This window comes from Kosakonia sp. 1610 (assembly GCF_050435845.1).
GTDB classification, from domain to species: Bacteria; Pseudomonadota; Gammaproteobacteria; order Enterobacterales; family Enterobacteriaceae; genus Kosakonia; species Kosakonia cowanii.
Genome location: NZ_JBNDKZ010000001.1, coordinates 325,801 through 345,302, shown reverse-complemented (window position 1 = coordinate 345,302; position 19,502 = coordinate 325,801). Strand labels below are relative to the sequence as shown.

Annotated in this window: 20 protein-coding genes; 9 read left to right on the top strand and 11 right to left on the bottom strand. The window is 55.8% G+C overall.

Features of this window, described 5'->3' with window-relative positions:
- Positions 1–44: 44 nt before the first annotated feature.
- From nuoB to lrhA, 3 genes are all read right to left on the bottom strand, one after another.
- The gene (gene nuoB / locus ABIC80_RS01635; RefSeq protein WP_023479723.1) at positions 45–719 is read right to left on the bottom strand and encodes an NADH-quinone oxidoreductase subunit NuoB; all 675 of its coding nucleotides are present in this window, start codon (positions 717–719) and stop codon (positions 45–47) included.
- A 15-nt stretch (positions 720–734) separates the two neighbouring features.
- On the bottom strand, positions 735–1,178 hold the full coding sequence (nuoA, locus tag ABIC80_RS01630) for an NADH-quinone oxidoreductase subunit NuoA (protein WP_034812950.1): 444 nt from the start codon (positions 1,176–1,178) through the stop codon (positions 735–737).
- 630 nt (positions 1,179–1,808) lie between these two features.
- On the bottom strand, positions 1,809–2,744 hold the full coding sequence (gene lrhA, locus ABIC80_RS01625; protein ID WP_094421246.1) for a transcriptional regulator LrhA: 936 nt from the start codon (positions 2,742–2,744) through the stop codon (positions 1,809–1,811).
- Between the two features lie 941 nt (positions 2,745–3,685).
- Between lrhA and ABIC80_RS01620 the strand changes: the two genes are divergently transcribed.
- Complete coding sequence (locus tag ABIC80_RS01620; protein ID WP_054803343.1) at positions 3,686–4,900, top strand: pyridoxal phosphate-dependent aminotransferase; 1,215 nt, start codon at positions 3,686–3,688, stop codon at positions 4,898–4,900.
- Positions 4,901–4,979: 79 nt separating this feature from the next.
- The gene (gene yfbR, locus ABIC80_RS01615) at positions 4,980–5,579 is read left to right on the top strand and encodes a 5'-deoxynucleotidase (RefSeq protein ID WP_023479739.1); all 600 of its coding nucleotides are present in this window, start codon (positions 4,980–4,982) and stop codon (positions 5,577–5,579) included.
- A gap of 19 nt (positions 5,580–5,598) precedes the next feature.
- Here the strand turns inward: yfbR and ABIC80_RS01610 are convergent, their stop codons facing one another.
- The 4 genes from ABIC80_RS01610 to yfbV form a co-directional block, all read right to left on the bottom strand.
- Positions 5,599–7,431, bottom strand: a complete 1,833-nt coding sequence (locus tag ABIC80_RS01610) for an SLC13 family permease (RefSeq protein WP_139965236.1) — start codon at positions 7,429–7,431, stop codon at positions 5,599–5,601.
- A gap of 76 nt (positions 7,432–7,507) precedes the next feature.
- A complete protein-coding gene (locus ABIC80_RS01605) occupies positions 7,508–8,167 on the bottom strand; it encodes a sugar phosphatase (protein WP_094421255.1) in 660 nt (219 codons plus the stop codon).
- A gap of 10 nt (positions 8,168–8,177) precedes the next feature.
- Positions 8,178–8,672, bottom strand: a complete 495-nt coding sequence (locus ABIC80_RS01600) for a YfbU family protein (protein WP_429175154.1) — start codon at positions 8,670–8,672, stop codon at positions 8,178–8,180.
- A 155-nt stretch (positions 8,673–8,827) separates the two neighbouring features.
- A complete protein-coding gene (yfbV, locus tag ABIC80_RS01595) occupies positions 8,828–9,283 on the bottom strand; it encodes a terminus macrodomain insulation protein YfbV (protein WP_023479712.1) in 456 nt (151 codons plus the stop codon).
- Positions 9,284–9,619: 336 nt separating this feature from the next.
- Here yfbV and ackA point away from each other — a divergent pair, with 336 nt between their 5' ends.
- Positions 9,620–10,822 (top strand): acetate kinase, encoded by a 1,203-nt coding sequence (gene ackA, locus ABIC80_RS01590; protein ID WP_429175151.1) that lies wholly within the window; start codon positions 9,620–9,622, stop codon positions 10,820–10,822.
- A gap of 82 nt (positions 10,823–10,904) precedes the next feature.
- Positions 10,905–13,046: a phosphate acetyltransferase gene (pta, locus tag ABIC80_RS01585; RefSeq protein WP_023479804.1), complete on the top strand. Its 2,142-nt coding sequence runs from the start codon at positions 10,905–10,907 to the stop codon at positions 13,044–13,046.
- 181 nt (positions 13,047–13,227) lie between these two features.
- On the opposite strand, the gene yfcD is transcribed toward pta, so the two are convergent.
- The 3 genes from yfcD to yfcF are packed head-to-tail and all read right to left on the bottom strand — an operon-like array spanning position 13,228 to position 15,081.
- Positions 13,228–13,776 (bottom strand): NUDIX hydrolase YfcD, encoded by a 549-nt coding sequence (gene yfcD / locus ABIC80_RS01580; RefSeq protein ID WP_023479717.1) that lies wholly within the window; start codon positions 13,774–13,776, stop codon positions 13,228–13,230.
- 54 nt (positions 13,777–13,830) lie between these two features.
- Entirely contained in the window at positions 13,831–14,382 is a 552-nt protein-coding gene (gene yfcE, locus ABIC80_RS01575; RefSeq protein ID WP_200579975.1) for a phosphodiesterase, read from the bottom strand.
- A 54-nt stretch (positions 14,383–14,436) separates the two neighbouring features.
- Positions 14,437–15,081, bottom strand: a complete 645-nt coding sequence (yfcF, locus tag ABIC80_RS01570; RefSeq protein ID WP_200133363.1) for a glutathione transferase — start codon at positions 15,079–15,081, stop codon at positions 14,437–14,439.
- 134 nt (positions 15,082–15,215) lie between these two features.
- Between yfcF and yfcG the strand changes: the two genes are divergently transcribed.
- The 5 genes from yfcG (at position 15,216) to ABIC80_RS01545 (ending at position 18,554) form a co-directional block, all read left to right on the top strand.
- A complete protein-coding gene (gene yfcG / locus ABIC80_RS01565; RefSeq protein WP_023479771.1) occupies positions 15,216–15,845 on the top strand; it encodes a GSH-dependent disulfide bond oxidoreductase in 630 nt (209 codons plus the stop codon).
- A 39-nt stretch (positions 15,846–15,884) separates the two neighbouring features.
- The gene (locus tag ABIC80_RS01560) at positions 15,885–16,781 is read left to right on the top strand and encodes a TIGR01777 family oxidoreductase (protein ID WP_042712056.1); all 897 of its coding nucleotides are present in this window, start codon (positions 15,885–15,887) and stop codon (positions 16,779–16,781) included.
- Between the two features lie 66 nt (positions 16,782–16,847).
- Positions 16,848–17,420: a hypothetical protein gene (locus ABIC80_RS01555; RefSeq protein WP_429175150.1), complete on the top strand. Its 573-nt coding sequence runs from the start codon at positions 16,848–16,850 to the stop codon at positions 17,418–17,420.
- Between the two features lie 68 nt (positions 17,421–17,488).
- Complete coding sequence (locus tag ABIC80_RS01550) at positions 17,489–17,986, top strand: GNAT family N-acetyltransferase (RefSeq protein ID WP_429175147.1); 498 nt, start codon at positions 17,489–17,491, stop codon at positions 17,984–17,986.
- Positions 17,955–18,554 carry a hypothetical protein gene (locus ABIC80_RS01545; protein ID WP_429175145.1) on the top strand — a complete coding sequence of 200 codons (600 nt, stop codon included), beginning with the start codon at positions 17,955–17,957 and terminating at the stop codon, positions 18,552–18,554. Before ABIC80_RS01550 ends, ABIC80_RS01545 begins: the two co-directional genes overlap by 32 nt.
- 172 nt (positions 18,555–18,726) lie before the next feature.
- On the opposite strand, the gene hisP is transcribed toward ABIC80_RS01545, so the two are convergent.
- Entirely contained in the window at positions 18,727–19,500 is a 774-nt protein-coding gene (gene hisP, locus ABIC80_RS01540; RefSeq protein ID WP_042712051.1) for a histidine ABC transporter ATP-binding protein HisP, read from the bottom strand.
- Positions 19,501–19,502: the final 2 nt, after the last annotated feature.

The following is a 19,502-nucleotide window of genomic DNA, read 5'->3' as shown; positions in this document are numbered from 1 at the left end:
ATTATTGAAATGCGACGCTTTTTACCCTTGCCCACAGGCGCAAATTAAATCTCGTCCGGCGAACGCAGGTTGGTGACGGCAATACGTTCACCGCGTTTACGTTCACGCTCTGACTGCATATTGGCGCGGTACACGCCCTGATCGCCAACCACCCAGGAGAGCGGACGACGCTCCTTGCCAATCGACTCCTGCAGCAGCATCAGCGCCTGCATATAGGCTTCAGGACGCGGCGGGCAGCCAGGGATGTAAACATCCACCGGGATAAATTTGTCGACGCCCTGCACGACGGAGTAGATGTCGTACATACCGCCAGAGTTTGCGCAGGCCCCCATGGAGATAACCCATTTCGGCTCCAGCATCTGGTCATAGAGGCGCTGGATAACCGGTGCCATCTTGGTGAAGGGCGTACCGGCAACGACCATCAGGTCAGCCTGACGCGGCGAGGCACGCAGTACTTCTGCGCCAAAACGCGCCACGTCGTGCACGGCGGTAAACGAGGTCACCATCTCGACGTAGCAGCAGGAAAGGCCGAAGTTGTACGGCCAAATAGAGTTCTTACGACCCCAGTTCACCATATCGTGCAGGACATTTTCGAGCTTGCCCATGTAGACGCTACGGTTGATCTCTTGTTCCAGGGGGTCAGTTACGATCTCCTGTTTTTGCAGGGGGTAACGGTCGTTCTCACCGTTAGGATCTATGCGGGTGAGCGTATAATCCATCTTATTGCCTCGCGGTTAGCGTTGACTGTCAGTGTAGCTGTTGGTCTCAGGGTTAACCTGCGCGCGGCGCGAACGCACCGGCGTCCAATCGAGCGCGCCAATACGCACCAGATAAACCAGACCAGCCAGCAGCACTAAGATAAAAATTGCGGCTTCGGCAAATCCCACCCAGCCACTCTCACGAATGGACGTAGACCATGCGTAGAGATAGAGCGCTTCGACATCGAAGATGACGAAGAACATGGCGACCAGATAGAACTTGGCGGAGAGACGTAAGCGAGCGGAACCGACGGAGTCGATACCAGATTCGAAAGGTACGTTTTTGTGCCTTGCGCGCGCGCGTCCGCCCAAAAACCGACCGCCGACCAGCATCAGGCAACAGAGGCCGATGGCGACAATAAGAAAGACAGCGAATGCCCAGTGATGAGCGATGATTTCAGTGGATGTTGACATACGCATTGCTTAACTCAAAAGGTAGCGTTAAAACCTCTGCTCTTGCTGGCAGATGACGCCACATCGATTCACGGGGAGGAATAAAAAACCACATACTTACTGTGCAAAAAGCTGAAAAACAGCTAAATGATGTGGGTTTTTACTCCTTTCTATAACCTTTTGTCAACTTTAACAAAAGTTTCCTCACATTAGTTTACATCGGCAGCAATCCATTAACATTTAGTGCCGTTTTATTGACCAGCAACAACTTTTCCTGCGGCAAAATCCGGTGTTGAATCGAGTCCGTTGTGGAGGATTACAAAAATTACCCTCCTATTTTGACAGGATTTACCCAGGATTCCTCCCCCTCTGCGGAGGTATTTTTTTGATCTGAGACACGCTTTTGTTAATTCATACAATGATTCGGCAACAATCTTGCTTGATTTTTAACATGAGCAGAGGGCATGAAAGACTATAGATGATAAAGGGGGATTGTGCTGTGAGGTGGATTAACAGATTGAAAGAAATAATGATTTAGAGCGGGAATAATTCAGATGCTTATTATTTGTGCAAAAAATGGCCCACTGTGATCGTTTCTCTCATCAGTGGGCCATTTTTACACTTACAAATTGTTACCAGTTTGCGGCGAAATGGTAGCTAGAAATCGCCATCAACCAGCAGCTGTTCATCTCCCCCTTCCGGAGTAGATCCTTTGTAGTGCCAGGGGTCGCGATAGTGCTCCATGGCATCGAAAATTACCTGCGCCAGCTCGTTCCCGCTGTTCGGGTTGCGCGAGAGCAGATATTCCGTTTCCGGCAAGGCCGGGAAGCCTTCAGCGTGACTTAATACCCGCAGGTCAGGACTCATCATCTCGACCGGTCGCGCCGTCACGCCAAGACCTGCTTTAACGGCTGCTTTCACCGCCGAGAGCGTTGAGGCCACATAGGCCATGCGCCATGGAATCTCGGCTTCATTAAGCGCGTTAAGCACCATATCGCGGAACGGGCTCGGCTCATCCAGCAGAACCAGCGGCACCGCCTCCCCTTTTTGCAGCACATACTCCGCCGCGCAATACCAGAGCGTCGGTGAGGTGCGCAGCGTTAAATAGTCAAACGGCTGGACACGATGCGTGGTCACCACCAGATCAACTTCATCCTCCTGAAGCTGATCGCTGCTCATCGGATTGCGTTTTACGCGCACATCCAGCGCCAGCTTTGGATAGACCGAGCTAATACGATTAAGCAGGAACGGCAGGATCGTATCGGCGGATTCGTCTGACGCACCAATAGTTAATACGCCCTGCAAATTGCTGAACATTAACGAGGTGCAGGCTTCGTCATTAAAGCGCAGGATCTTTCTCGCATAGCCTAATAGCTGAATACCATGCTCAGTCAGCAATTTATTGCGGCCATGACGGGCGAACAGCTCTTTACCCACTAGCTGTTCAAGGCGCTGCATTTGCTGGCTTACAGCGGATTGCGTACGGCAAACCGCCGCAGCGGCGGCTGCAAAGGTGTTTAAATCCGCGACTGCAACAAAGGTTCTCAGCAGATCGAGGTCGAGATTCAGTATCGGACGATTTGCATTTATCATCATTTTTCACTTACGGGTTGCTCGCGTTGCGTGCCCCGGGTTTATGCTGTGTTCATAAGATTAAGTAAATCCATTTAAAAAGCGCATCCTGCACTGCCATTGCCGATGAAACCTGGCAATGTGTGTGATGTTTTTGTTCGCCACCTGATGCAAGCAGAACTCAACGTCTTTTATTTGGCAAACATCCCGCTCGGGGATATATAAACCAGCCAAATGGTGTTGATGCATTTAAAACGCGTCTTTCGCGGCGAATACCGATTTAACATCGCGCGTCGCAGATAAAGGTGAACCCAACAGAGGCTCTGAAGTAAAAAAAGAGTAATAGCAATTAAGTAAAATTAAGAATTCAACCTTACTGAACTCAGGGCTTTGCCCCTGAGCGCCCTTTCAGGCTGTCTGAGTTTACCCCAAAACCTTTTTATTTATAAGCGTTAATACGAATTATCTTAAATTCTTAAAATGTCAGTACGAAAAAATGAGACATATAAATATTAGTGATGGTCATAGTTACTATTCTCAATATTAAATAGCGAACGGTTCTGAAAATGGATCTCTTTAATAGAAATTAACATTATCTTCACAGCAACAAAGCGGGACGCTAACCGTTACTTTATATCTTCGTTATAACCCTCTTTTTTCATCTCCCTCGCGCGAATAGCCGCGACAAAAGATTTAATCCCTCACTGCCGGGAGGCCATTGAATGGTGAAAAGCATTGGCAATCAATCATCAACTGGCATTAATTACTTACTATATGCAAATTGACAGCACATAAAAGAGAAAAATAGCGCGCTTAATAGTTAAAAGATCGTTAAAGGCAACTGCCCGGCCTGGCAAAATCTTCTCCTGTTAACCCTTCAAAACAGACGGGCGTGGGAGTACATTGTTCCGTATTCACTTCCACGGCAGGGAGTGGCGATTCCAGTAAAAAGGCAAAGGTTCATGTCCTCCATCGAAAAATCCAGCAAGTTAGATAACGTCTGTTATGACATCCGTGGCCCGGTTCTTAAAGAAGCAAAGCGTCTGGAAGAAGAAGGCAACAAAGTTCTCAAACTCAACATCGGTAACCCTGCCCCGTTCGGCTTCGAAGCCCCGGATGAGATTCTGGTCGATGTGATCCGCAACCTCCCTGGCGCCCAGGGCTACTGCGATTCAAAGGGGCTCTACTCTGCCCGTAAAGCGATCATGCAGCACTATCAGGCGCGCGGCATGCGTGAAGTCACCGTTGAAGATATCTATATCGGCAACGGCGTCTCTGAGCTGATTGTGCAGTCGATGCAGGCGCTGTTGAACAGCGGCGATGAGATGCTGGTCCCGGCGCCGGACTATCCGCTGTGGACCGCGGCGGTGTCGCTCTCCGGCGGCAAAGCGGTGCACTACCTTTGTGATGAATCCGCCGGCTGGTTCCCGGATCTGGACGACATTCGCGCCAAAATCACCCCGCGCACGCGCGGCATTGTGATCATCAACCCGAACAACCCGACTGGCGCAGTCTACTCAAAAGAGCTGCTGCTGGAGATTGTCGAGCTGGCGCGCCAGCACAACCTGATTATTTTCGCCGATGAGATCTACGACAAGATCCTCTACGACGAAGCGCAGCACCACTCTATCGCCGCGCTGGCACCGGATCTCTTCACCATCACCTTTAACGGTTTATCGAAAACCTACCGCGTGGCTGGTTTCCGCCAGGGCTGGATGGTGCTGAGCGGGCCGAAAAAGCACGCCAAAGGTTATATCGAAGGGCTGGAGATGCTCGCCTCAATGCGCCTGTGCGCCAACGTACCGGCGCAGCATGCGATCCAGACCGCGCTCGGCGGCTATCAGAGCATCAGCGAATTTATCGTGCCCGGCGGGCGTCTCTATGAGCAGCGCAACCGCGCGTGGGAGTTGATTAACGACATTCCCGGCGTCTCCTGCGTAAAACCGAGCGGCGCGCTCTATATGTTCCCTAAAATCGACGCGAAACGTTTCAATATTCTGGATGACCAGAAGATGGTGCTCGACTTCCTGCTGCAGGAGAAGGTGCTGCTGGTTCAGGGCACCGCCTTCAACTGGCCGTGGCCGGATCACGTGCGCATCGTCACCCTGCCGCGCGAGGACGATCTGGAAATGGCGATCACCCGCTTCGGGCGTTTCCTCTCCGGCTATCATCAATAATTGACCCTGGGGGAAGGTTTGCATCTTCCCCCACTCTCTGCGCACAATGGTTCCAGTCGCATTCAAGACAAGGTTAACTATGAGTCAGAGTCACTTCTTCGCCCACCTCTCCCGCCTGAAACTGATCAACCGCTGGCCGCTGATGCGCAACGTGCGCACCGAGAATGTCTCCGAGCATAGCCTGCAAGTGGCGATGGTCGCACACGCGCTGGCGGCGATCAAAAACCGCAAATTCGGCGGTGCGCTTAACGCAGAGCGCATTGCGCTGCTGGCGATTTATCACGATGCCTCTGAAGTGATCACCGGCGATCTTCCGACGCCGGTGAAGTACTTCAACTCGCAGATTGCCCAGGAGTACAAAGCGATTGAGAAGATCGCCCAGCAGAAGCTGGTGGAAATGGTGCCCGAAGAGTTGCAGGATATTTTCGCCCCGCTGATTGATGAGCATCACTACAGCGAGGAGGAGCGATTAATTGTTAAACAGGCCGATGCGCTCTGCGCCTACCTGAAGTGCCTCGAAGAGCTTTCCGCCGGCAACAATGAGTTTCTGCTGGCCAAATCGCGGCTGGAGAAAACCCTCGAGGCCCGGCGCAGCCCGGAGATGGACTACTTTATGCAGGTGTTTGTGCCGAGCTTCCAGCTGTCCCTGGATGAGATCAGCCAGGATTCGCCCTTATAACAAGGGCGAACACGCCCGTTTAAAAGGGAAACAGCATCGGGATCATCACCACGCACACCATCATCACCAGCAGCGTAAAGGGCACACCGAGTTTGATAAAGTCGCTGAACCGGTAGTTGCCCGGCCCTAATACCAGCGTGTTCACCGGCGATGAGACCGGTGTCATAAAGGCGGCAGAGGCAGCCATCGCCACCATCATGGCAAAGGGATAAGGCGAGACGCCCATCGATTTCGCCGCCGCCAGCGCAATGGGTGCCATTAAGACAGCCGTGGCGGTATTGGAGATAAACAGCCCTATCGCCGCGCACATCACAAACAGACAGATCAGCATCAGATGCGGGCCATAACCCCCGCCCAGCTCCATCAGCCCTTTGACCACCAGATCGACGCCGCCGGTTTTTTGCAGCGCCAGTGCAAAAGGCATCATGCCAACAATCAGAATGATGCTCGGCCAGTGGATCGCTTTATAGGCGCTCTCGGCGTCGATGCAGCGGAATTTCCCCATTAGCATGCAGGCGATAATGGCGGCAATCGGATTGGGAATATCGTCGGTCAGCATCAGCGCAACCATCAATACCAGGCAGAAAATCGCATGCGGCGCCTGGCTGTGCGCTGGCGAAGCCGCGCTCTCTTCAACGGGCAGGTTCAGCACCACAAAGTCGCGGGCGTGTCCGGCAAGCTGGCTGATTAACTTCCAGTTACCGACCACAAGGAAAATGTCGCCGAGTTGCAGCGGCTCGTCAGTGACCGCCCCTTCCAGCGCCACGCCGTTGCGCTTCAGGCCCACCACGTTCAGACCGTAGCGGGTACGAAAACCGATTTCGCGCACCGTTTTGCCCAGCAGTTCGGAATCGGGGATCAGCGAGACTTCCGCCATGCCGACATCCAGCGCCTGGTCGGAGAAGTACTCCCCGCGCAGGATCATCGGCTCCAGCTGCTGCTCGACGCAGAACTGGCGCAGGTCGACATCCGCGGAGGACATATCAATCAGTAGCACATCACGGGCGCGAAACTCCGAGACGCCATTGACGTTAACAATCACCCGGCGAAAACGCCGCCAGCGCTCAACGCCGATAACGTTGGCACCATAGCGCTCACGCAGTTGCAGATCGTCGAGGCGCTGACCAATCATCGGCGAGCCGGGGCGAATAGCTAACCGCCGCGCGCGGCCCGCCAGGTGATACTCGCGGATCAGATCGCGAAACGAGCGCCGCTTCCAGCTCTCGCGCTGGGCGTCGCTCCCCTCCGCCTTCAGCGTAAAGCGCATCAACAGCATATAGACAATGCCGAGCAGCAGGATAACCAGGCCAAGCGGCGTAACGCTGAAAAAGCCAAACCCCTCCAGCCCTTCGCGCAGCAGTTCGCTGTTCACCACCAGGTTTGGCGGCGTCGCCACCAGCGTCATCATGCCGCTAATCAACCCGGCGAAACTGAGCGGCATCATTAACCGCGACGGCGAGACCTGCATGCGCAGCGAGACGCTCAGCACCACCGGGATAAAAATCGCCACCACGCCGGTCGAACTCATAAAGGCACCCAGCCCGGCGACGGTTATCATCAGCAGGACCAGCATTTTGGTTTCGCTGCTGCCCGCCATCGTCACCAGCCAGGCGCCCATATTGGTTGCCACGCCGGTGCGCACCAGCCCGTCGCCGATAATAAACAGCGCGGCAATTAAAATAACGTTTGGATCGCTAAAACCGGAGAGCGCTTCGGGAAGCGTCAGCGTACCGCTCAGCACAAAAGCGACAATGACAAACAGCGCCACTGCGTCCATGCGCACTTTGCTCGTCGCAAAGAGCACCACGGCAATGCCCAGCAGAGAGAGAACCCAAATCAATTCACCGTTCACAACCTGTCCTTGTTTGTTGAGGGTGGTAAAAGAGTGCCATAAAAAAACCCCACCGGGGTGGGGTTACATCATTGAATCAGGCTTTTAGATCGACGCTGACGATGCCGTCATGCTGTTTTGTGACGCTTATCGCCTCCAGGCTTGTCAGCGAGAAGTCGACCTTCTCAAGCCCCGGTGAACCCGGCGGCACATTGACGGCAATCACGTGACACCCGGCGGCGAGGCCGGAAAGCACGCCCGCAGCTGCATCCTCGACTACCACGCAGGTTTCCGGTGCCAGCCCTAACAGCTCGGCACCGAGCAGGTAGGCATCCGGTTCAGGCTTGCCATGCTTCACCTGTTCTGCGGTGACAAAGACTTTCGGCATCGGCAAACCGGTCGCGCGATGGCGGGCATGGGCAACCGGCACCGAGCCGGAGGTGACAATGGCCCACGGAATCGCGGAGGCATCCAGATGCTGAAGCAGTTCAATCGCGCCCGGCAGCGGCGTAATACCGTCCGTGTCTGACGCTTCAATCTCCTCAAGGCGGGTAAATTCAGCCGCAATCTCCGCTTCTGAGGCGCCCGCCATAAAGTGACGCAGTGAGGTGATGGCCTGTTTGCCGTGAATAAAATTAAGCACCTCGTCATGGCTAATGCCAAAGCGATCGGCCCAGCTGCACCAGGCTCGCTCAACGGCGGGGAGTGAATTTACCAGGGTTCCATCCAGATCAAACAGAAAGCCTTTGCACTGCACGTTCACCTCCTCAGGCGTTGAGAATTTGATTAATTTCGTTACTGCTCAAGTGGTACTGGCGCGGGCAGGCGTGCCACACGCTCAGCATACGCTGGTATTTATCCCACATCGGCGTTTGGGCATTAAAGCCGTGGGTACCGGCATCAAAATGGGTATAGCGCCCTTCAATATTAACCATAAAGCGCACATACCCGAGGTAGCGCGCTTCGGTCGCAGCGTCAAAGCCGAGGAAAGTGACACGACGCTCGTCAATGGTGGTGTTATCTTTCATGTTGGTCCAGGAGACGTGGAGTGCGTGATACATCTCCATGATATCGATGATGTTGCGGCACGTTTCCTCTTTCAGCTCGCCGAATTCGCGATCCAGCTCGCGCATCTGCAAACCATATCCCCGTTCGACAATGGTTTGCAAACGGCGATAACGCTCCGCATTGGCCGGGTCCATCATGGTCATCATTTTGTATTGATTGGATAAGATCAGACGTTGGGCATTGGTCATTTCCATCTTCGACTCCTGTGGCACTTCGGCGCAGTAAAATAAGTTGGCCTCAGTCTACCTGTGAGTAAAAGGTGCTTTCTTGATTTGCCGGGGGTGTTACGCGTATCTACCAAAAAAGAAAGCATCCGTGGATGCTCTCTTCTTATCAATCACGCACAACTTTACAGCTCATCGAGAAAGGTTTTATCCAGCTGCTTAAAGGCGCGCTTAAGGGTATCGGCCAGCGCCTGGTAGTCCGGCTTGCCTTCAACCGGTGCCAGCGCCTGGCCCGCCTCCTGCAACTTACCGCGCACTTCATAGAACCAGTTCAGAATCGAGGGCGGCAGCGGCGTGACCGAGCGCTTGCCCAGCCACCATAGCCCCTGCATCGGCAGGCTCAGGGCAAACAGCGCGGTGGCAACAGCCGGGCCAAGCTGCCCGCCGAGGGCGATCTGCCAGCAGAGCGTGAAGATTGCCAGCGGCGGCATAAAGCGAATCGCGTAGCGTGTCGCGCGAATGGTACGGTTCTCTACAAACATGGGAGCGAGGCGTTTTTCCATAGGCCAGGTCTTCGCATAGTGCTGACCCCGGCGAAATAAACTGAAGAAACTGACGGGTCGAATCTCAGGATTTGACATGGCTTTACCTCAACTTCACGTATAAAAATTAAAAATTTTATGCAAAACAACAACTGTGAATGACAACGTTAAAATTTTTTGTCAATCCCACCTGCTATCGGGTATTCTGTGGCGGCCTTTACCAGGCCTTAGACGAATAGGTTTGAGTCGTCAAATAATAAGCTCATTATGCCACTGTCTGAAAATTGCGCAAAATAGCTTAAAATTTTAACTATTCTTTCATCGTGTCAGAAAGTTCTCTCGACATGATGTTAATCATAAATGTCAGCGTCAACCTGCGCTACGCTGTGCGACTCACTGACCTTTTTTAGCCACGTATCATAAATAGGTACTTCCATGTCGAGTAAGTTAGTACTGGTTCTGAACTGCGGTAGCTCCTCACTGAAATTCGCAATTATCGATGCTGTTAACGGTGAAGAGTACCTCTCTGGTTTAGCCGAATGTTTCCACCTTCCTGAAGCACGCATCAAGTGGAAAATGGATGGCGGTAAACAAGAAGCGGCTTTAGGTGCAGGTGCCGCTCACAGCGAAGCGCTTAACTTTATCGTTAACACTATTCTGGCACAAAAACCAGAACTGTCTGCTCAGCTGACCGCAATCGGTCACCGTATCGTCCACGGTGGTGAAAAATACACCCGTTCCGTGGTGATCGATGAGTCTGTGATCCAGGGTATTAAAGATGCGGCCTCTTTCGCCCCGCTGCACAACCCGGCTCACCTGATCGGTATCGCCGAAGCGCTGAAATCCTTCCCGAGCCTGAAAGAGAAGAACGTTGCCGTGTTCGACACCGCGTTCCACACCACCATGCCGGAAGAGTCCTACCTCTACGCCCTGCCGTATAAACTGTACAAAGAGCACGGCGTTCGTCGCTACGGCGCGCACGGCACCAGCCACTTCTATGTAACCCAGGAAGCGGCAAAAGTGCTGAACAAACCGGTTTCTGAACTGAACATCATCACCTGCCACCTCGGCAACGGCGGCTCTGTTTCCGCTATCCGTAACGGCGAGTGCGTTGATACCTCCATGGGTCTGACCCCGCTGGAAGGCCTGGTAATGGGTACCCGTTCTGGTGATATCGACCCGGCGATCATTTTCCATCTGCATGACACCCTGGGCATGAGCGTTGAAGCGATCAACAAAATGCTGACCAAAGAGTCTGGCCTGCTGGGCCTGACCGAAGTCACCAGCGACTGCCGTTATGTAGAAGATAACTACGAAACCAAAGAAGACGCGAAGCGTGCGATGGACGTTTACTGCCATCGCCTGGCGAAATACATCGGCTCTTACACTGCGCTGATGGATGGTCGTCTGGACGCGGTGATCTTCACTGGCGGTATCGGTGAAAACGCAGCGATGGTACGCGAGCTCTCCCTGGGCAAACTGGGCGTGCTCGGCTTCGACGTTGACCACGAACGCAACCTGGCTGCCCGTTTCGGCAAGTCTGGTTTTATCAACAAAGAAGGCACCCGCCCGGCGATCGTTATCCCGACTAACGAAGAGCTGGTGATTGCGCAAGACGCAAGCCGCCTGACTGCCTGATAGCTTACCCACACCGCCAGCCAACGCTGGCGGTGCTGTTTTGTAACCCGTCCGCTTCGACGGTAACGAAAGAGGATTAACCGTGTCCCGTATTATTATGCTGATCCCTACCGGAACCAGCGTCGGCCTGACCAGCGTCAGCCTTGGCGTGATCCGTGCTATGGAACGCAAAGGCGTTCGTCTGAGCGTCTTTAAACCGATCGCCCAGCCACGTGCGGGCGGCGATGCGCCTGACCAGACCACCACCATCGTGCGCGCTAACTCCGGGCTGCCGGCGGCTGAACCGCTGAAAATGAGCCACGTCGAGTCGCTGCTCTCCAGCAATCAGAAAGATGTGCTGATGGAAGAGATCATCGCCCGCTACCACGAAAGCAGCAAAGACGCTGAAGTGGTGCTGGTTGAAGGCCTGGTCCCGACCCGTAAACATCAGTTCGCCCAGTCCCTGAACTTCGAAATCGCGAAAACGCTGAACGCGGAAATCGTCTTCGTTATGTCCCAGGGCACTGACACGCAGGAGCAGTTGAAAGAGCGCATCGAGCTGACGCGCAACAGCTTCGGCGGCGTGAAAAACAGCAACATCACCGGCGTTATCGTCAACAAACTGAATGCCCCGGTTGATGAGCAGGGCCGTACGCGCCCGGATCTCTCTGAGATCTTTGATGACTCCTCAAAAGCAAAAGTCGTGCATATCGATCCTGCACAGCTGCAAGAGACCAGCTCTCTGCCCGTGCTGGGCGCGGTGCCGTGGAGCTTCGATCTGATCGCCACCCGTGCGATCGATATGGCGCGCCACCTGAATGCGACCATCATCAACGAAGGCGACATCAAAACCCGCCGCGTGAAGTCCGTCACCTTCTGTGCGCGCAGCATTCCGCACATGCTGGAACACTTCCGTCCGGGCTCACTGCTGGTGACCTCTGCCGATCGTCCTGACGTGCTGGTTGCTGCATGCCTGGCAGCGATGAACGGCGTTGAGATTGGTGCCGTGCTGCTGACCGGCGGCTACGAGATGGAAGAGAGCGTGCGCAAGCTGTGCGAACGCGCGTTTGCCACCGGCCTGCCGGTATTTATGGTGAACACCAACACCTGGCAGACCTCCCTGAGCCTGCAGAGCTTCAACCTGGAAGTGCCGGTTGATGATAACGAGCGTATTGAAAACGTGCAGGAGTACGTTGCCCGTTACATCAACGCGCAGTGGATCGACTCCCTGACCGCCACCTCCGAGCGCAGCCGTCGCCTCTCGCCACCAGCCTTCCGTTACCAGCTGACCGAGCTGGCGCGTAAAGCGGGCAAACGCGTCGTACTGCCGGAAGGCGACGAGCCGCGTACCGTGAAAGCGGCCGCTATCTGTGCTGAACGCGGTATCGCGACCTGTATCCTGCTGGGCAACCCGGATGAGATCAACCGCGTTGCGGCGGCTCAGGGTGTTGAGCTGGGCGCCGGGATCGAAATCGTCGATCCGGACGTGGTGCGTGAAAGCTACGTTGCTCGCCTGGTTGAGCTGCGTAAGAGCAAAGGCATGACCGAAGCCGTGGCGCGCGAACAGCTGGAAGACAACGTGGTGCTTGGCACGCTGATGCTGGAGCAGGATGAAGTTGACGGCCTGGTTTCCGGTGCGGTTCACACCACTGCGAACACCATTCGTCCGCCGCTGCAGCTGATCAAAACTGCGCCGGGCAGCTCGCTGGTCTCCTCCGTGTTCTTTATGCTGCTGCCGGAACAGGTTTATGTTTACGGTGACTGTGCAATCAACCCGGATCCGACCGCTGAGCAGCTGGCCGAGATCGCGATTCAGTCCGCTGACTCCGCAACCGCGTTCGGCATCGAGCCGCGCGTGGCGATGCTCTCCTACTCCACCGGCAACTCCGGCGCGGGTAGCGACGTTGAGAAAGTGCGTGAAGCGACTCGCCTGGCGCAGGAAAAACGTCCTGACCTGGTTATCGACGGTCCGCTGCAGTATGACGCCGCGGTTATGGCGGATGTGGCGAAATCTAAAGCGCCGAACTCGCCGGTTGCCGGTCGCGCTACCGTGTTCATCTTCCCGGATCTGAACACCGGTAACACCACCTACAAAGCGGTACAGCGCTCTGCCGACCTGATCTCCATCGGGCCGATGCTGCAGGGTATGCGCAAGCCGGTGAACGACCTCTCTCGTGGCGCGCTGGTAGACGACATCGTCTACACCATCGCTCTGACCGCGATTCAGGCGTCCCAGCAGCAGTAATATGCCTTCTGGCGGCTGCGTCAGTGCACAAAAAAGGCGACCTTCGGGTCGCCTTTTTTATACTGAGAAATGTAGGCCGGATAAGCGCAGCGCCATCCGGCAAAAAAACACCCTCCGCAACCGCAAACCGGCAATAAAAAAGCGACCCTCAAGGTCGCTTTTTTCTGCAAAGCAAGAGAAGTTACTCCGTCTCCTGCTCGCGCTTTTCCACATCATTGCTGGCGTTACGGCTCATCCAGAGCGCCAGCGCTTTCAGCGAATCGTCGGTAAACTCGTCGCAGCGGGCGGTGATCTCTTCCGGCGTCATCCAGAAGACTTCACTCACCTCCTCTTCCTGCAGGGCAAACGGCCCGTGGGAGACGCAGCTGAACAGCCCGCCCCACACCCGACAGTGCTCATCTTCAAAGTAGAACTGACCATGCTCGGCAAACGGTACGCCAGCAATGCCCAGCTCCTCTTCCGCTTCGCGGCGCGCGGACTCCAGCAGGTTTTCACCCGCCTGTACCACGCCGCCCGCGGTGGCGTCCAGCTTACCGGGCATAAAGTCTTTTAGCTCGGTACGACGCTGCACCAGAATATTGCCCATCCCATCATGCACCACAATATAGGTTGCGCGATGACGCAGGCACTGCGCGCGCATTTGCTCCCGGCTGGCCTGTGCAATCACCTCATTGTCTTCGTTGACAATATCTACCCATTCCATGCCTGCAAAATGACTCTGTTCCACCATCGGGACATCTTCTCTTTATGGCGCTCTTACGGCGCGTTTCGGTTGACGGGTAAATTACGGATTAATCGCAACCTGCGCAATAACCCGCTGATCATTAAGTGCGATAACACGTAACATATTCTCTTCCAGCATGCCGTAGCTGGCGGCAAACCCACCTTTCGGGATAGAGACCGAGCCGGGGTTGAAGTGCACAATCCCATCACGCTGCTCGGCAACCGGAATATGGGTATGCCCATACACCAGTACATCGCCTGCCTCCAGCGGCGGAATATTCTCCGCGCCGAAGAGATGACCGTGGGTCAAAAACAGGCGGCACGCGGGTAACAACACCTGCTGCCAGGGCGCGGTAATGGGAAAGCGCAGCAGCATCTGATCCACTTCGCTGTCGCAATTACCGCGTACGGCGATAATCCTGCTCGCCTGCGTATTGAGCCGTTCTGCCACCTGCGCCGGATTATACCCCTCCGGCAGCGCGTTACGCGGCCCGTGATTGAGTACATCGCCAAGCAGAACCAGCCAGCGGGCGCCGCTTTGCGCGAACCGTTCCAGTATGCGTTCCGTCGCGGGCAACGACCCGTGAATATCCGATGCAAACATCAGTTTCATCACTGCACCTCTTTGAAAAAAACGCCCATATGATACCGGAACGCGAAGCGCTTATCAGCCCGCTCGCTTAGCGGAAAGTGCAACATAGCGCTGAACCGAGGAGCGCTGCCACTGGAAGGTAGCGTACTCCGCTAAGCGCTCCGGTACCGGGTCGCCGTGCATCACCAGCCGGTTAAGCATCAGGGCGAGATCGACATCGGCAATGCACCATTCGCCAAACAGGTTCGGCTTGCCGTGTGCCAGCAATTCCCCCGCGATGGCAAACAGCTTATCGGCGCTCGCCTGGCCTGCTTCGCTGAGCGGCGCTTTTTTCGCCCCGGCAAAGACAACATCCGTTGAGCGCGCTTCACGGATCGGCAGCAGATCGCTGCGCAGCCAGGCCTGCACCTGCCGCGCGCGGGCGCGGTTCTCGCGGTCGTGAGGATAGAGACGCTCCCACTCCGGCGGCGCAAAACGCTCGTCGAGGTATTCGGCAATCGCCGAGGACTCGCTCAGCACAAAGCCATCAATCTCTAAGGAAGGAACACGTTGCGTCAGACGAAAGCCGGGCCAGCCCGCGCCGTGCTGCGCGCCGCTCGCCAGATCGACGGTTTTCAGCGTGAACGGCAGCGCCTTTTCATGCAGGGCAACGTACGCCGACAGCACATACGGGGAGAAGTACTCTTTGTCAGACCACAACGTGATTGCCGGTTCGCTCATAACATCCTCGTTTAGCGGATAGGTTTCGACCAAAATATAGCCTCTTCTGCCTTCTGTCACTCGCGGAAAACGTTGTCATTACCGGGAACACCTATACTTAACAGGCGACGCCCATTCCGCTCACAGGAGTTTCGATGATAGACCTCTATTTCGCCCCGACACCGAACGGCCATAAGATAACGCTGTTTCTCGAAGAGGCCGGGCTGCCGTATCGTCTGATCCGCGTAGATATTAGTAAAGGCGAGCAGTTTCGCCCGGAATTTTTAGATATCTCACCAAATAATAAGATCCCGGCGATTGTCGATCATGAACCCGCCGACGGCGGTGCACCGCTTAGCCTGTTCGAGTCGGGCGAGATCCTGCTCTATCTGGCAGAGAAGTCCGGCCAACTCCTGAGCGGTGAGCTGCGAGAGCGTCATGTCACGTTGCAGTGGCTATTCTGGCAGGTGGCGGGACTGGGGCCGATGCTCGGGCAGAATCATCACTTTAACCACTTCGCGCCACAGCCGGTGCCCTATGCCATCGAGCGCTACCAGGTGGAGACGCAGCGGCTCTATCAGGTGATGAATAAACGTCTTGAGCAGGTGCCGTGGCTGGCGGGCCAGCACTACAGCATTGCGGATATCGCCGCCTGGCCATGGATTAATGCGCATGCGCGCCAGCGTATTTCGCTTGAGGATTACCCGGCGGTCTTTAACTGGTTTGAGCGCATTCGCACGCGCCCGGCCACTGAGAGTGCATTGCAGAAAGCGCAGCTGCCATAAGCTGCGCCTTTTAAGGATAATCACGCTTCGGAGGGAAGCATGAAGATACTCGTTACTGGCGGTACCGGCCTGATTGGCCACCATCTGATCCCCCGTCTGCTGGAGCTGCACCACAGCGTAACGGTGGTCACACGAAATCCGGCCAAAGCGCAGCAAAAGCTTGATGCCCGCGTCAGCCTGCTGAAGGGGCTTAACGATCTTGCGGATCTCAACACCTTTGATGCGGTGATCAATCTGGCAGGCGAACCAATTGCTGATAAGCGCTGGACCGAGGAGCAGAAGCAGCGCTTGTGCAACAGCCGCTGGCAGATTACGCAGCAACTGGCGGATTTGATCAAAGCCAGCGATAACCCGCCGCAGGTGCTGATCTCCGGTTCCGCCTGCGGCTATTACGGCGATCTCGGCGAAGTGGTGGTGACAGAGGAAGAGCCGCCGCATAACGAGTTTACCCATAAGCTCTGCGCGCGCTGGGAGCAGATCGCCTGCGAAGCGCAGAGCGACCGCACCCGCGTCTGCCTGCTGCGCACCGGTGTGGTATTAACGCCGAAAGGCGGCATTCTCGGCAAACTATTGCCGCTCTTCCGTCTCGGTCTCGGCGGGCCGATTGGCACCGGCCGGCAATATATGGCCTGGATCCATATCGACGATATGGTCAACGCCATCCTCTGGCTGCTGGATAACGATCTGCGCGGGCCGTTTAATATGGTCGCCCCTTATCCGGTGCGTAATGAGCAGTTCGCTCACGCGCTCGGTCATGCCCTGCATCGCCCGGCGTTTATGCGTGCGCCCGCCACGGCTGTACGCCTGATGATGGGGGAATCCTCGGTGCTGGTGCTCGGCGGCCAGCGCGCGCTGCCTAAACGCCTTGAAGAGGCCGGGTTTGCCTTTCGCTGGCACGATCTCGAAGAGGCGCTGACGGATGTGGTGAACACATAAAGTTTGTCGCCCTGGGCCTGGGATGATGGTGGTAAGCTACCCGTTTTGACACTTATAGGCTTGCCATTGACCCGGTCGCAAAAAATCCGCCTCTGCGCACTCTGTCTGCTGGTGCTGCTCTGGGCACTCTGGATGTGGGAGAGCAACAAGCTGGCGGTGACGGTTTTTATGCGTGATGACGCGCCCGATACGCCAGTTCTGCTGGCGGTTGCCCTGCTGACTGGACTCTGGTGTGGCTGGCGCAGGGCAGTACGCGGTGAGGCGAGCGCATTTAAGGCGTTAGCACCGTGGCAGCTTTTCCTCAGCGTCGCGGCCTTTGTTGGCGTTACGCTGCTTAATGTCCCGGAAGGCTGGGTTCGCCTGACGGCCGGCGAAACGGTACAGAGCGACGTCACCTTTCGCCTCACCTATCCTGGCCCTTCGCTCGGGCGCAAAAGCCACTGCGAAGCGGGGCTGCGCATTGATGATGCGTGGCTCGGGCGAGTAGTCACGCTGTGCACCCACACAGAGAACGTGCCGCGCGACGCCAGTTCGGTGCAGGTCGAAAAACGCCTCGCTGCAGGCGGCGCCTGGTTTACCCGCTACCGCTTTATGACCGATAACGGCAAAGCCTATGCCTGGCAACCCGCTACCCCCTAATATTTGTGGCGCTCGCGCGCGCCTTTGCAGTGCTAAGCTTCTTCGTTTGATTCTCACAAGGACGCGTAATGACGTTGCAGACTCCCCGTTTTACCCTGACGCCATTTCAGGCGTCTGACTGGCCCTTCTTTTTGCAGATACGGCAAGATAAAAGCGTGATGCGCTATATGGCGGAGATCGCCTCTGAAAGCCAGATCCGCACCCTGTTTGAAGACAGGCTTAACGATCCAAATGCCTTTTTGATCCGCAATGAGCAGGGTCATGCAATTGGTGATGTCGGCCTGCGCCCGAGTCCACATCTTTTGCAGGAAGCGGATCTCGGCTACTCGATCCTGCCTGAAGCACAAGGCCAGGGCGTGGCGTCAGAAGTGGTTGCCGCCCTGTGCGATTTCGCCTTTACCCAGCGCGATATTCACGCCCTTAACGCCTGGGTGCTGTCGGACAACCTCGGCTCAGTGCGGGTGCTGGAGAAGAGCGGTTTCACCCGCGTACAGGTGCTGGAGCAGGCCTATTTGCTGCGCGGGAAATATTACGATGACTGGATCTATCGCCGTGAAAAGCACTAAGAGGATGTTCAAATCAGCCAAAGCGAAAGCCACTCTCGGGATTGTGATCTTCTTTTTGTGGGTGATATGGCTGCTTTTCTCCAGCGGGTTTAGCCACAAGGTCTATCTGAAAAACGGTGAGCCGGATCCCTGGATTATCCTGATCGTTGCCGTGCTGGTGGGATTGTTAGCGGCCTGGCGCGGCCCCTTTACGACGCTGCGCAATAAGCTGCTTTGTTTTGTTGCCCTGTGTTTGCTTAGCCTCGCAACCCTGTGGAACGTGCCGGAAGCGTGGGTAAAGTTTACTGCCAGCGAGATAGTAGAGAGTGAGGTGACCTTTACTATTGGTCACCCGGGCCCGCCCATCACCCGCACCAACCGTTGCCCGGCGGGACTGCGCTTTTACGATGCGTGGTTAAACCGCCCGATTGAACTCTGCACCCGCGACGCGCTTGTGCCGCCCGGCGCGCGAACGGTTCAGCTTGAGAAGCGGGTCTCCGCACGTGGGGCGATATTTACCCATTACCGTTTTATTTCCGCCTCAGGTATTCCGCAAGGCTGGTGGCCGGTTAATCGCCCGGATAAGTGATATTGCGACGGCGCAGTGCCGGATGGCGGCGTTCGCCTTATCCGGCCTACAACAGCATTCCCCCCCAGGCCTGATAAGCGCAGCGCCATCAGGCAGAGAGTTCGCCTTACCCGGCCAGCAACTGCACTTCCCCGTAGGCCTGATAAGCGTAGCGCCATCAGGCAATCATGGCTTACTTCAGCGATCCCTTGAGGAATTGCTGCAAGCGCAGGCTTTTCGGGTTGCCGAACAGCTCATCCGGCGTGCCCTCTTCTTCAATTTTGCCCTGATGCAGGAAGATCACGTGGCTGGAGACATCGCGGGCGAAGCCCATTTCGTGGGTAACCACCACCATGGTTTTCCCCTCTTCTGCCAGCTTCTGCATAATGCGCAACACTTCACCCACCAGTTCCGGATCGAGGGCTGAGGTCGGCTCATCGAACAGCAGCACTTCCGGCTCCATCGCCAGCGCGCGGGCAATCGACACGCGCTGCTGCTGGCCGCCGGAGAGATGCACCGGATACTTGATCTGCTGCATCGCATCGATACCCACTTTCGCCAGGTATTTCACCGCCCGCTCGCGCGCTTCCTGCTTGCTTAACCCCAGCACCTGAATCGGCGCTTCCATCACGTTCTCCAGCACCGTCATGTGGCTCCACAAATTGAAGTGCTGGAACACCATCGTCAGACGCGTGCGCAGCAGGCGCAGCTGATTCTTGTCGGCGACTTTCAGCTGGCCATCTTTGTCACGCACCAGATTGATATTCTGCCCGCTCACCACAATGGTGCCTTCGCTCGGTTTCTCAAGGAAGTTGATGCAGCGTAGAAAGGTGCTTTTGCCGGAGCCGGAGGAGCCGATGATGCTGATCACATCCCCGGCGTTAGCCCGCAACGACACGCCTTTCAAAACTTCATGCTCGCCGTAGCGCTTATGCAGATCGGTAACGTTTAATTTATTCTCAGACATCG

Bases quoted from the DNA above. Each gene is read 5' to 3' on its own strand.
- nuoB (WP_023479723.1), bottom strand. From the start codon at position 719: ATGGATTATACGCTCACCCGCATAGATCCTAACGGTGAGAACGACCGT.
- nuoA (WP_034812950.1), bottom strand. From the start codon at position 1,178: ATGCGTATGTCAACATCCACTGAAATCATCGCTCATCACTGGGCATTC.
- lrhA (WP_094421246.1), bottom strand. From the start codon at position 2,744: ATGATAAATGCAAATCGTCCGATACTGAATCTCGACCTCGATCTGCTG.
- ABIC80_RS01620 (WP_054803343.1), top strand. From the start codon at position 3,686: ATGTCCTCCATCGAAAAATCCAGCAAGTTAGATAACGTCTGTTATGAC.
- yfbR (WP_023479739.1), top strand. From the start codon at position 4,980: ATGAGTCAGAGTCACTTCTTCGCCCACCTCTCCCGCCTGAAACTGATC.
- ABIC80_RS01600 (WP_429175154.1), bottom strand. From the start codon at position 8,672: ATGGAAATGACCAATGCCCAACGTCTGATCTTATCCAATCAATACAAA.
- yfbV (WP_023479712.1), bottom strand. From the start codon at position 9,283: ATGTCAAATCCTGAGATTCGACCCGTCAGTTTCTTCAGTTTATTTCGC.
- ackA (WP_429175151.1), top strand. From the start codon at position 9,620: ATGTCGAGTAAGTTAGTACTGGTTCTGAACTGCGGTAGCTCCTCACTG.
- yfcD (WP_023479717.1), bottom strand. From the start codon at position 13,776: ATGGTGGAACAGAGTCATTTTGCAGGCATGGAATGGGTAGATATTGTC.
- yfcE (WP_200579975.1), bottom strand. From the start codon at position 14,382: ATGAAACTGATGTTTGCATCGGATATTCACGGGTCGTTGCCCGCGACG.
- yfcF (WP_200133363.1), bottom strand. From the start codon at position 15,081: ATGAGCGAACCGGCAATCACGTTGTGGTCTGACAAAGAGTACTTCTCC.
- yfcG (WP_023479771.1), top strand. From the start codon at position 15,216: ATGATAGACCTCTATTTCGCCCCGACACCGAACGGCCATAAGATAACG.
- ABIC80_RS01560 (WP_042712056.1), top strand. From the start codon at position 15,885: ATGAAGATACTCGTTACTGGCGGTACCGGCCTGATTGGCCACCATCTG.
- ABIC80_RS01550 (WP_429175147.1), top strand. From the start codon at position 17,489: ATGACGTTGCAGACTCCCCGTTTTACCCTGACGCCATTTCAGGCGTCT.
- ABIC80_RS01545 (WP_429175145.1), top strand. From the start codon at position 17,955: ATGACTGGATCTATCGCCGTGAAAAGCACTAAGAGGATGTTCAAATCA.
- hisP (WP_042712051.1), bottom strand. From the start codon at position 19,500: ATGTCTGAGAATAAATTAAACGTTACCGATCTGCATAAGCGCTACGGC.